This is a genomic window from Planktothrix agardhii, assembly GCF_904830935.1.
GTDB classification, from domain to species: domain Bacteria; phylum Cyanobacteriota; class Cyanobacteriia; order Cyanobacteriales; family Microcoleaceae; genus Planktothrix; species Planktothrix agardhii.
Map to the genome: position 1 here is coordinate 1,920,401 of NZ_LR882952.1, position 11,983 is coordinate 1,932,383.

At 39.7% G+C, this 11,983-nt stretch carries 10 protein-coding genes; 1 reads left to right on the forward strand and 9 read right to left on the reverse strand.

The features are described 5' to 3' along the window. Positions 1–33: 33 nt before the first annotated feature. Both NMG88_RS08875 and NMG88_RS08880 read right to left on the reverse strand, forming a co-directional pair. Entirely contained in the window at positions 34–1,221 is a 1,188-nt protein-coding gene (locus NMG88_RS08875; protein ID WP_042155833.1) for a tetratricopeptide repeat-containing S1 family peptidase, read from the reverse strand. 372 nt (positions 1,222–1,593) lie between these two features. Beyond that, a complete protein-coding gene (locus tag NMG88_RS08880) occupies positions 1,594–4,056 on the reverse strand; it encodes a tetratricopeptide repeat protein (protein ID WP_227351099.1) in 2,463 nt (820 codons plus the stop codon). A 223-nt stretch (positions 4,057–4,279) separates the two neighbouring features. Between NMG88_RS08880 and NMG88_RS08885 the strand changes: the two genes are divergently transcribed. After that, positions 4,280–5,440 carry a CapA family protein gene (locus tag NMG88_RS08885; protein WP_254035333.1) on the forward strand — a complete coding sequence of 387 codons (1,161 nt, stop codon included), beginning with the start codon at positions 4,280–4,282 and terminating at the stop codon, positions 5,438–5,440. Between the two features lie 128 nt (positions 5,441–5,568). On the opposite strand, the gene NMG88_RS08890 is transcribed toward NMG88_RS08885, so the two are convergent. From NMG88_RS08890 to yhdJ, 7 genes are all read right to left on the reverse strand, one after another. Next, the gene (locus NMG88_RS08890) at positions 5,569–6,180 is read right to left on the reverse strand and encodes a hypothetical protein (RefSeq protein WP_254035334.1); all 612 of its coding nucleotides are present in this window, start codon (positions 6,178–6,180) and stop codon (positions 5,569–5,571) included. Positions 6,181–6,182: 2 nt separating this feature from the next. Next, positions 6,183–6,776, reverse strand: coding sequence for a S1 family peptidase (locus NMG88_RS08895; protein ID WP_254035335.1), 594 nt, complete (start codon positions 6,774–6,776; stop codon positions 6,183–6,185). Between the two features lie 168 nt (positions 6,777–6,944). Then, positions 6,945–8,348 (reverse strand): NAD(P)(+) transhydrogenase (Re/Si-specific) subunit beta, encoded by a 1,404-nt coding sequence (locus NMG88_RS08900; protein WP_254035336.1) that lies wholly within the window; start codon positions 8,346–8,348, stop codon positions 6,945–6,947. Continuing rightward, positions 8,348–8,644, reverse strand: coding sequence for an NAD(P) transhydrogenase subunit alpha part 2 (locus NMG88_RS08905; protein ID WP_026786183.1), 297 nt, complete (start codon positions 8,642–8,644; stop codon positions 8,348–8,350). Before NMG88_RS08905 ends, NMG88_RS08900 begins: the two co-directional genes overlap by 1 nt. Positions 8,645–8,671: 27 nt before the next feature. Next, on the reverse strand, positions 8,672–9,829 hold the full coding sequence (locus NMG88_RS08910) for a Re/Si-specific NAD(P)(+) transhydrogenase subunit alpha (protein WP_254035337.1): 1,158 nt from the start codon (positions 9,827–9,829) through the stop codon (positions 8,672–8,674). A gap of 307 nt (positions 9,830–10,136) precedes the next feature. After that, entirely contained in the window at positions 10,137–11,054 is a 918-nt protein-coding gene (locus NMG88_RS08915; RefSeq protein WP_235751894.1) for a hypothetical protein, read from the reverse strand. Next, positions 11,035–11,928, reverse strand: a complete 894-nt coding sequence (yhdJ, locus tag NMG88_RS08920; RefSeq protein WP_235767033.1) for an adenine-specific DNA-methyltransferase — start codon at positions 11,926–11,928, stop codon at positions 11,035–11,037. Before yhdJ ends, NMG88_RS08915 begins: the two co-directional genes overlap by 20 nt. Positions 11,929–11,983: the final 55 nt, after the last annotated feature.

The window sequence follows — 11,983 nt, forward strand, 5'->3', positions numbered from 1 at the left end:
AAATTGAATATAGAACTCAAAAAACAAAGTAGCCTATTCAAGTTCTTTCAGACGATTTAACACCTCTTGATAGGCAGCTTTTCGACCTAATTTTTCATAAAGTTCCGCCGCTTTTTGAAAATCCGATCTGGCGTTAATTTTATTCTTCAATTCCAGATAAGCTAAAGCTCGATTATAATAGGCATCAGCAAAACCAGGATTTAAACGAATAGCTTCGGTATAATCCTCAATTGGATTAGGGGCACGGGTGGGTTCACCAATATTAGTGGCTAAAAGAGTCCGGGCAATTCCTCGATTAAAATAGGCTTCAGGAGTGTTAGGATCTAATTCAATCGCGTGATTAAAAGCATCAATCGCATCCCAGGTTTCACCTTGATCTAATAAAGTTAACCCTTGAAAATAAAACGCCTGATAGGTTCGCGGAAAATCCAAGGAAACGGGGTTAGCTTCCGGTAGTTTTTCATCAATGACTAAATCCGATGATTTTAAGCCTGTTTCTAACAATTTTGTGATAAATAAATTGATGGGAATAGCCGCATTGAATCCCGTTTTAATCGGGGCGACATCACCGGAACTGGTTTGAGCAAAGCCAAATTCTCCCTGTCCATGTAAGCCCACCACCCGGCCTTCAGAATCGAAAACTGGCCCCCCACTCATCCCGCTCCAAGTCACCGCTTGATAGCGTAAATTATAGCCTTCTGGACGACTTTTCGGGCGACTGGTAACTAATCCAGGGGATAATTCGGGTTCCCTTTCTACTCCAGTTAATCCCCCGGTTGCGGGATATCCATAAACATAAATCTGAGCACCAATAACTGCTTGTTCAGAATTACCTAATGTAGCAATCGGATAGTTTTGAGAACTTTCAAATTGAATAATAGCTAAATCCGGTTCTTTATCATCATTTTGTAACCGAACAATTTTTGTCTGTGGATGACTATTTCCATCGGAAGTTCGCACGGTATATTTAACATTTGGATCTTCTACAACATGATTCACCGTCAAAACCGTATAAACCTTGCCATTTTTAGCAATAATCACCCCAGACCCATCCCCTAATGGGCTGTTAATTTGTACGGTAATGGGTTCGGCGATTTCTGCCACCTGTTGCGCTGTTTTTGCCAGTACAATTGCGGACTGACTGACAACCAGGGTGACAACCGTTGCTGTTCCCGTTAGCAGATAAAGAAGGGAATCAGACGAAAACAACCCTAAACCCATAATTTAACTCCTAGATATAAATTCCCTTAATTTGTCATTATCCGTTACCCACTACCCGTCAAAAACTAGGACAAAATTCGTAAGAGGACATTTTGATCAAAAGACGCAAATTCACTAGATTTTGTTCATCATTTTTCTGACTTTTTTTCATCTGGGTTTGGGCAGTCATCATTCTTAACCCCCGAACTAATAGTCTAATTAAGCGAATTCTATAGCTAATTTTTAAGTCTTTACTAAGGCTAAGGGTTGATGAACTTTTAGTTGCTCGGTATTTTCCGTAATTAAATTAGCAATATTTTTAATTCCTTTAGGGGGTCTAAAGCCCAACAACTAGGAGGGCTAAAGCCCAACAACTAGCCCAACAACGGAATATTAGGATTGAAGTTTGGCTTTCGGACGTAAAAACTTAATAACTGCATATAAATCCGGGTCGGTTTTGGCCTCCTCTCGATAACGGGCACTGAGATCAATTGCTTGCTCTAAGTTTTCAACGGCTAATTCCGTTTGACGTTGTTGAGCATAAATAATTGCTTTATTATAATAAGCATCGGCATAATCGGGTTTTAAAGTTAACGTCCGATCTAAACTTTCTAGGGCTTCTTTTCCCCTTTTTAACTTAATTAAAACATAACCGCGATAATTCCAGGCTTTAGAATTATCCGGGTCAAATTCAATCGCCTGATCAAAGGATGTTACCGCATCTTGATATCTTCCAATTGCTTGCAATGCCATGCCTCGATTTAACCAAGCCACACTATCTTCTGGTTTGGCTTTCACCGCCTGATCAAAGGCTTCAAAGGCGTCTTGATGTTTTTGTAATTTGCCATAGGCTACACCTAAATCTACCCAGGCTTGGTGGTAATCTGGTTTAATTTCTAGGGCTTTTTTATAGGATGCGATCGCCTCATTTTGACGTTTTAATCGACTTAATGCCATGCCTCGATTTAACCAAGATCGATAATCATTGGGTTGCAATTCTACCACTTGATGAAAGGTAGCTAAAGCATCTTCATAACGCCCCTCAGCAAACAATAAATTTCCCCTTTCGACATAATCATCAACGTTTAAAAACAACTCCGGTTTATTGGATTTTAACCGATCTAATTGCTCAGAAATGGTGTCAATTTTCTGGATCATTTCTGAAACCGCCGATTCCATTAAATCCGTTGGCGAAACGGCTAATAACTGTTGGAGAATTTCATCTTTTTTCACCAAGGCTTCCGACTGCATTGCCACTAATTCTTGGAAAATTCCCGCTTTTTGAGCATTGGCATCCGCTTGAACTTCTGTGATCTGCTCCGTTAACATTAAATCAAATTTATCTAATTTATTAAAAGTAGAATCCTTGCGGGTTTGTAAATCTCCTCTTAACTGTTCAATTACCCCAGTTACATCTTGATCAAACTTTTCTAACCGTTGGACAATTCGTTCTTTTTGGGTTTTCCATCCCGTTTGACTATCAGCAATAATGGTAGTATATTCCGCTTCTAATTGTTGTAATCGTTGTAACTTTTCATCGACTTGAACCTGTAATTGTTGTTGATAGGTTGCTAGTTGGGTTTCCGCTTGCTTTTCTAACTGTTGAATGCGTTGGAGTTTCTGTTCCATTTGTCCTTGAATTCTGCCTTGGGATTCGGAGAGTTGAGTCACCGCATCCTTGCCAAATTTCTCTAAATTTTTCAGGGATAAATCAATTTGTTCTTGAGCTTTTTGTTCCGATTTAATTCTAATTTCTTCTAGTTGCGGCGCGGAATCCGTTTCATAACGTTCTAAACGAGCAAAGACCCGATCTTTTTGGGTTTCTGCCTGTTTTTGTAGTTGGGATAATTCCTGAGCTAATTCAGTTTCAATTTGTTGTAAATTCTTGCCCACGGTATTTTTTTGACCTTCGACATCGGTTTGCCAACCGGATACGGTGGTTCTAAATTCTGTACCCACCTGTTCAAGAGTTTTGAATAGGCGATCGCGTTGATTTTGAACTTGAATTTGTAACTCGGATAATTGATTAGTTAAAGTGGCTTCTGATTGTTTGAAATTCTCTAAAACCGTATTTTTTTGACCATCCACATCCGCCTGCAACCCGGCGACATGATTCGCGTAATTTGTTCCCAGTTTATCTAAGTTTTGTAAGATTAAATCCTGTTGATTACTAGCGCGATTTTGTAAATCTGCCAATTGTTTAGAAAACTCAATTTCTAAGCGATTAATTTCCTGGGTAACTTCTTGAGTTTCCTGTTGAAAATTTTGTAATGCTCCTTGACGAACTTGGGATAATTCAGTTAACCATTCCCCAATTTGATTGCGATGGGTTCCTAATTCATCCTGAAAATCATCCGCTTCTGCATTCAGGTCTTGAGCAATTTTATCGGTTTCTCGAATTACCGCTTGCATTTGTTGATTAGCGACGGCAATTTTTCCTTCTAAATCCCCTAATTCATTCAGATGATTTTTAACAATAACGGTTACTTCTCGGACAACGGAACGCCGTAATAACCATAATCCCACTAAGGTTGCTGCTAATAAAATTCCTAACAATCCTAATAGGAGATTAAACAGGGTCATTGTCTGTTTAAAGGTGCGTTGAGCTTCCGCTTGAACTTGTTCCTGTAAAAGCTGCTGTTGTCGCAGTTGTTCCAGTTCCAGCCGCTCCTTGGGGGATAGGGTTTTTGTCGGAGTGCTGGGTTTCGGTTCTGGAGACTTGGGGGACTGAGCCATGCTGACTCCCGCCGAAAGTAATACTAAAGTCATAATCACGCTACTGCGGGATATCCAGGCCAAAAAATTCAGGCGTCGATCCGAGATCACACCAGCATCAGTCCGTTGATAATTTTGCATGAATAGCTTTGTCTGCTTAACCAAGTCCGAGTTCTCCAACCCATCCCCTATAGTTTACCCTAGATCCAAGCGATCGGATTCTTAATCAATTATCTGATTCCCCGATCAATGAAAACCAATTTCCCATCTGGGACTGACCCAATAATTGATCTGATCAGGGTAACAATTGCGGTAAAATTATCAAAATTCTAGGGTGAAAATGATGATTTTTAAGAGTCGATGGATGACTTTAATCTTAACCAGTAGTTTGTTTATTTTTAGCGGGGGATGTAGTAACACAAACCCGACAAAAACAGCAGAAGTCGCCGCAGAAATTATCAACCCTCAACCCCCCCAACCCCAATCTTATACAAAAGAAGCAGAATTAATCGCCGTGGGGGATATTATGATGCACGGAGCTCAAATTAAATCCGGCTATAACCCAACTACAAAAACCTATAATTATGATAATTTCTTTAAGGAAGTTAAAGGAATTTTATCATCAGGAGATTGGGTGATTGGTAACTTAGAAACTACCCTATCAGGCCCGGAAACCGGATACACTGGATATCCTTTATTTAATGCTCCAGATTCTTTAGCAGATGCGATCGCCAAAGCCGGATTTAATATTATCTCAACTACAAATAATCATTCTTTGGATCGAGGAGAAAAAGGAGTTTTAAAAACCTTAGAAAATGTGAAAAAACGAGGTTTAATTTCCGTGGGAACGGCTGCCTCGGTTGAGGAAGCTGAAAAAATAGTTATCGTTGAAAAGAATAATATTTCTATGGCAATTTTAGCTTATAGTTATGGTACTAATGGTATCCCGATTCCCAAAGGTAAAAATTATTTAGTCTCATTAATAGATGCTAAAAAAATTACCGAAGATATTACTAAAGCTCGTAAATCAGGGGTAGATGTGGTCACGGTTATTTTACATTTTGGTTCAGAATATCAACGTCAACCGAATACCGAACAAAAAACCTTAGTAAAACAGTTAGTTGATGCTGGGGCTGATATTATTTTAGGGAGTCATCCCCATGTTGTGCAACCCTATCAAGTTTTTGAACAAACTGGGAAATTAGGAAAGTCTAAAAAAGCTGTAGTTATTTATTCTATGGGGAATTTTGTCTCTAATCAACGGGAAAAATATCGAGATTTAGGGACTATTTTTAAAGTGAATATTTTAAAGAATTTTCCTGATAAAACCATTGAAATTAAAGACATTCAAACCCTACCCACTTGGGTACATCGCTATGATCAGAATGGGAAATATCAGTTTCGGATTCTGCCCATAGAACAGGTATTAAAATCTCGCAAAGATCCCTTATTATCGGCGGGAGATTATCGACAGTTAGAAATTGACTTAAATAATATGAATCGTCATCTTAATTCTTTAAAGTAAACTACTTCATACTTTCCCTCAAAATTTCTCTTGCCTATAGCAAAATTGCCTATTCCTATAGAAAGTCTAAATAAATTAGACACCTATAATGATCGGGGTTATTAACCCTAAAAAATACCTACATTCGCTTATTTTGGTGGAGTCTTGGAGTCTCTACGCATCTGACACCAGGCATTAAGTGTAATTTTACCCATCGTCATGAATAAAAGAACGACTATAGGCATCACATAAGTTGCTGCTGCACCTATTGTTGATGCAATTGCTGCTGACACAGCACTCACAAAAGTGGTTTGCAATAGTTCTGATGAGGAAAGTAGCTCTTTACGCTCATCAGCATACTTTTCATCACCACACAAAAACTTTTCGATTTCATCCTGGACTTTTTCAAGAAATACATTTTTCGCCCTTTCTGCTCCAAAAGGAAATGTGTTCTCCGGCATTGCATCAAGCCACTGTTTTGCTGCATCTTCGTAGGAAGTAGTAGAGCTTACCCTTACTTGTTGGTATTTAGGTAGTGCTTCCAATTCATCCTGGACTTTTTCAAGAAATACATTTTTCGCCCTTTCTGCTCCAAAAGGAAATGTGTTCTCCGGCATTGCATCAAGCCACTGTTTTGCAGCATCTTCGTAGGAAGTAGTAGAGCTTAGTAGTTCCCTTACCCTTACTTGTTGGTATTTAGGTAGTGCTTCCAACCAATTTTCACTATCAACTTGGAATAACTTGTCTAATTTTTCTTGCATATCTACAACATTTGTTTAATGTACTCGGCAGAGACTGCATGAGTCGTTTGATGAAGTGTGTGTGGATCAACCCCGCCCAATGATATACCACCTCCACCACCTGGGGCATATGATCCAATCAGTATAGCAACAATAACGGAAGTTTGTGAGGAAAATATAGGGCTTCCAGATTGACCTGGACGAGCTTGAGTGTTTAGTACAACGTGCTTAGTCTTAATCGACCCATTTTTAATGAGGATTCGCGCACCGATTTGAGTTCGATGCTGGGTGAGTACCAATCTTCCAGAATCTGCATGGGGATAACCAAAAATATCAACAATATTGCCTAGACTAAGAATGTCTGTGTCACCTATTGATAGATTTGAAGATGCCTCAATATCAGCAGCCAAGATGCACAAATCTGTAAATGGATCAATAGCTTCAATGCGAACGGGAATTAATTTAACCTCAGAATCCGAAGTATCTTGATAATCATTGATTGAATTGTATGGCCTCAGAACAACGACCAGATTCTTGTCATTTTTGTTAGTCACATGAGCAGCAGTAACAAACTTTCCAGGACTATTTATTAGCGTTGCTGTACCAAGTAGGGACACTCCACTTGTTCCAGTCCGCCCAACGGCGAATATTATGTTTGTAAGAGCCGAATACACCATATTTCTTTTTTTAAGAGATTACACTATGAAGATTTATCAATTCTAGTTTAAAACTAGGAAATTAATTCGGTAGAGACATTGTATACAACGTCTCTACTTTAGGTTACTCTAAAGTTGCTTCACTTCCGAAACTAACTTAGCAACAACATCCTTAGCACTACCAAACAACATCATGGTTTTGTCTTTGTAGAACAAATCATTTTCTACCCCGGCAAACCCAGTGCTCATACCGCGTTTAATCACAATGGTATGTTTGGCTTTATCAACATCCAAAATCGGCATCCCATAAATGGGGCTATTTTTATCTTCCCGTGCCGCCGGGTTCACCACATCATTAGCTCCGATAACTAACGCCACATCGGTTTGATCAAACTGCGGGTTAATATCATCCATGTCATATAATTGAGGATAGGGAACATTCGCCTCCGCTAACAGCACGTTCATGTGTCCGGGCATCCGTCCCGCCACCGGATGAATGGCATATTTGACATCCACCCCATTACTTTCTAATTGATCGACCAACTCCTTAACACTATGCTGCGCTTGGGCTACGGCCATTCCATATCCAGGTACAATCACCACAGAACGGGCATATCCTAACATCATCGCCCCTTCTTCGGTGTCAATACTGCGAACCGTTTGATCCGTTGAACCACCGCTACTAACAGTCCCAGAACCACTTTCTCCCGTGCCAAATCCGGCAAATAGCACGTTAGTTAAAGAACGGTTCATTGCCTTACACATAATCACCGTTAGGATAATTCCCGACGCCCCAACCAACGCCCCAGCAATGATTAACAGGTTATTCATCACCACAAACCCGGCTGCTGACGCTGCCAACCCGGAAAAAGAATTTAACAGAGAAATCACCACGGGCATATCGCCGCCCCCGATGGGAATGACGAATAACACCCCCAAAATTAGGGAAATAAATACTAACCCTAAAAATACCGACACATTAAAAGGAGTTAGGCAAATATAAACACTGCCGACTCCAAAAGCAACAAACAGCAGAATATTAAACTGTTGTTGCAGAGGAAATAAGATCGGAGAACCACTCATAATTCCCTGCAATTTGGCAAAGGCAATCATCGAACCTGTAAAGGTTATTCCTCCAATTAATACTCCTAAAATCGCAGTAATTGTTGTGCCTAAAGGGGGAGTTTCTGCTAGGGCTAAATAGCGCCAAAATTCTCCCACCGCCACCATTGAAGAAGCGGCACCCCCCAAACCGTTGAGTAAACCTACCATTTGGGGCATTTCTGTCATTTGAATTTTATAAGCCATCACCGCCCCAATGACCGAACCAATCACTAAGGCAAGGATAACCCATTCATAGTTCAAAACCTGCCGATCTAACATCGTGGCAACAACAGCAATTAACATCCCAATGGCGGCCCATAAATTGCCACTTCTAGCTGTTGCTGGAGATCCTAACTTTTTCAATCCAAAGAAAAAGAATGTGACAGCTACTAAATAGCTGAGTTGTATTCCTGTTAAGCGAATATCCATTAGGCTTTAACCTCTTTTTTCTTGAACATTTCCAGCATTCGATCTGTGACTAAAAAGCCACCGACAACGTTAATCATGGCGAGAATAATTGCAATAAATCCCAGAATAACGGTGACATTCCAATCGCGATCGCCAGCAATAATTAACGCTCCTAAAACGGAAATTCCTGAAATCGCATTTGCCCCAGACATCAGGGGAGTATGCAAAGTTGGGGGAACTTTCGTAATCACTTCAAACCCCGCAAAAGTTGCTAAAACAAACACAAACAATGCGGAAATCAATGTTTCTGCGGTCATATAATTTTAGATTTAGAGATTGTGAACTTAACCAGAAATCGAGACTTGTTGACTATTTGCATTCAAAGCATCTTTAACTCGTTGAGAGCGAATTTCACCATTATGGGTTACACAAGATCCATCGAGAATATCATCGGCAAAATTGATCTCCAGTTGCTTATCTTTATTAATCATTAATGCCAATAAAGCCGAAATATTTTTCGCATAAACTTCACTGGCATGAATGGGCATGGAAGCAGGTAAATTAATCGGCCCAATAATTGTCACACCATATTTGACCACATCTTTCCCGGCTTCGCTGCATTCACAATTTCCTCCCTGTTCGGCAGCCAGATCGACGATCACCGAACCGGGTTTCATTTGGGCCACCATATCCTCCGTGACCAATACCGGGGCTTTTCTGCCCGGAACTTGGGCCGTTGTCACCACCACATCAGAAGCCGCGACGTGCTGCGTCAGGACTTCCCGGGTGCGTTCCTTGGCTTTTTCGGAAATTTCCTTAGCATAACCCCCCTCGGCCACGGTATCTTCCTCTAGGGACACATCTACAAACTTAGCCCCCAAACTTTGTACCTGTTCTTTAACTTCGGGACGAATATCAAACCCTTCGACGATAGCACCCAGACGTCGGGCCGTGGCGATCGCTTGTAACCCAGCGACTCCAGCCCCCAAAATTAACACCTTGGCGGGACGAATGGTTCCCGCGGCCGTGGTTAACATCGGAAAATATTTCGGTAAGGCTGCTGCGGCAATTAATACCGCCTTATATCCGGCCAAGTTTGCTTGGGAGGATAGGGCATCCATGCTTTGGGCGCGACTGGTACGCGGGATCAATTCCATACTAAAGGCGGTCACGTTCTGCGCCGCCAGTTTCTGGACTAATTCTGGGTTTCCCAAGGGGTTTAAAAAGGTAATTAACACCCCTCCAGACTTGAGTTGAGAGACTTCAGAGTCCTCTAATACCCCGACTTTCAGCAGGACGTCCACTTCGCCCCAAAGTGTCCCCTGATCAACGATTTTCGCCCCAACCTGTTCATAAGTTGCATCGGAAAAACAGGCCCGTTCCCCGGCCCCTGCTTCTACCCATACTTCCACACCCTGTTTAACCAAACGGGCGACAACATCAGGGATGAGTGCCACTCGCCGTTCATCTACCTGACTTTCCTTAGCAATGCCAATTTTCATAAATCTCCTGATAATTTGTTCACAGTTAACAGTTAACGATTAACAGTTATGTTGTTTCCTCCGCTTAGGCAAGTTAATGCAATATGGGTCAATCCCGATAACATGAACAAGATCGTGTTATATTATATGCGAGGTTTTGAAAATTCGATAAGATTCCAGACATACAAGTTTAGGTTATATCTTAATACAGATAAACAAATATCCCTAAGAAAAAGCAAGTAATAGTAAAGATCAAGTACGGTTAGCTGATAGTTAGTTAGAAGATTAGCCCGGCGATCGCAAAATCTCAAGTCAAGAAACCGGGTTTTTAATTGAGATTAATTACATCTTTGATCAAAATATCTTGTTCCTCTGCTTCTACATTAAATTCCACACGACTTTGTAAAACGATTTCTTCAATGACGGCTGCACCTTTACCCCGTTCTAAAACCCTATCAAAATGACTCATCAGTTCGGGAATATTAATCACTTCTTCTACAGATTCCATATATTTTTTAACAATAGCTTTAATATTATATTTTTCCGGTGACCAACCCCAATATATTTGTTGGTCTGCATAATATTCCTTCAAAATGGCGTAGCTGACAATTTCAAAAACTCTTGCATCTATATTAGGTTTAAGTAAATCTTTAATAAATTTAACCGCTTGTGAAGGATCTTGTTTCTGAATATCGATCATCTGTTGACAATAGATCATAAAGTTATTGAATGCTTGACCACGCGCTGCTATATAAGCATCAATAATATCTTTAATCGCTTCAGCAATATTTATTTGAGAATTATCAATAGAACATTTTAAGAGATTTTCATTAATCCAATATTTATTGGTTTTAGAATCTCTGATTATCGGTACATAAGATGATGTTGGAAAGTATTTTTTAAATTCTTCATTTAGTCTACTATTGAGGGCATGATTTTGCAGTTTACTTCCAAATGGAAGTTCTCGTTGTCTCTGAAGAAGTCTTGTAAATTTTGCTCCTTCATAATCACTATAACTACCATTAATATGAAACTTATTATTTAGATAGTCGTCGATCAAGACATATATAGCATAATGATTTGCAAATCCTGCTCGTGACTTAGAACCACGATTAGCAGCTTTTGTCTTAATATTTAGATATTGTAATAACTCGCTAGAATCTAAGATTTTACTTCCCTGTTCAGGAAAATATATATTTAAAATCTCAGTAATCTTATCGGTAAATTCATGCTGTACTGTCGGCATTAAAAAGCTCCTGTTGAATGAAATCAAAATTTTGAGTGTTTTTATTTCTTTTAGTCTGTTTTTTCTGTGGAGGTAATAGCTTCTCACCTTTATATTCTTGCCATCCCAGAACTCGCCTCAGACCAATTTTAACATACTCCTCTTGAGATTCTATACTAATAGAATTTCTTCCTAATCGTTTGGCTACCGCACCCGATGTAAATGTACCTCCAAATGGATCAAGTACAATACCACCCTCCTGACTACTGGCAAGAATTATCCTCTCTAGCAATGCTTCAGGCTTTTGGGAAGGATGGTTTTCGTATTCTTCCATAAGATATCTAACACGAGGAAAATACCAGACATTCCCCGGTATTTTTTCCGAATTATAGGGACTAGGAACGGATTTTCTATAATCAATTAACTTCCGTTGCGCGCCTGTTTTTGCTTCTACTTTAATATTATTTGAGTTAAATACATAATTACTCTTATTTTTAACGCAATAAAGTAGGGGTTCATACATTGATCCAAAGTATTTTTTGGCTTGAACTCCTGAACTATCATAATGCCATATAATGCGGCTCAGAATTACTATTTTATTTCTTAAATAAAGATCAAAATATGGCATCGCTTGGGTACTTGCCATCACATATAAAGTTCCATTAGGCTTTAATATCCGAATACACTCATCCAGTAATTTATAAGCCCATACTGCATATTCATCATCAGACTCCCACTTGTCGTGGAAATTTGAGAATTGTTTCCCGATATTATAGGGAGGATCAATAAAAATTAGATCTACAGATTCCGATGTTATTTCACTCGACAAAATAGGTAAAGAATCACCGTGAAATATAATATGTCCCTGGTCTTCATATCGTTCAAACATTACCATTGGTTAGGAAAGTAATTTATAAACCAACAAAGTGTTTCTAGCTATTAGCGATCGC

What these genes read in the sequence shown, in the direction of transcription:
- NMG88_RS08915 (WP_235751894.1), bottom strand. Translation starts at nt 11,054, where the DNA reads ATGCCGACAGTACAGCATGAATTTACCGATAAGATTACTGAGATTTTA.
- NMG88_RS08900 (WP_254035336.1), bottom strand. Translation starts at nt 8,348, where the DNA reads ATGGATATTCGCTTAACAGGAATACAACTCAGCTATTTAGTAGCTGTC.
- NMG88_RS08910 (WP_254035337.1), bottom strand. Translation starts at nt 9,829, where the DNA reads ATGAAAATTGGCATTGCTAAGGAAAGTCAGGTAGATGAACGGCGAGTG.
- NMG88_RS08905 (WP_026786183.1), bottom strand. Translation starts at nt 8,644, where the DNA reads ATGACCGCAGAAACATTGATTTCCGCATTGTTTGTGTTTGTTTTAGCA.
- NMG88_RS08890 (WP_254035334.1), bottom strand. Translation starts at nt 6,180, where the DNA reads ATGCAAGAAAAATTAGACAAGTTATTCCAAGTTGATAGTGAAAATTGG.
- NMG88_RS08880 (WP_227351099.1), bottom strand. Translation starts at nt 4,056, where the DNA reads ATGCAAAATTATCAACGGACTGATGCTGGTGTGATCTCGGATCGACGC.
- NMG88_RS08875 (WP_042155833.1), bottom strand. Translation starts at nt 1,221, where the DNA reads ATGGGTTTAGGGTTGTTTTCGTCTGATTCCCTTCTTTATCTGCTAACG.
- yhdJ (WP_235767033.1), bottom strand. Translation starts at nt 11,928, where the DNA reads ATGGTAATGTTTGAACGATATGAAGACCAGGGACATATTATATTTCAC.
- NMG88_RS08885 (WP_254035333.1), top strand. Translation starts at nt 4,280, where the DNA reads ATGACTTTAATCTTAACCAGTAGTTTGTTTATTTTTAGCGGGGGATGT.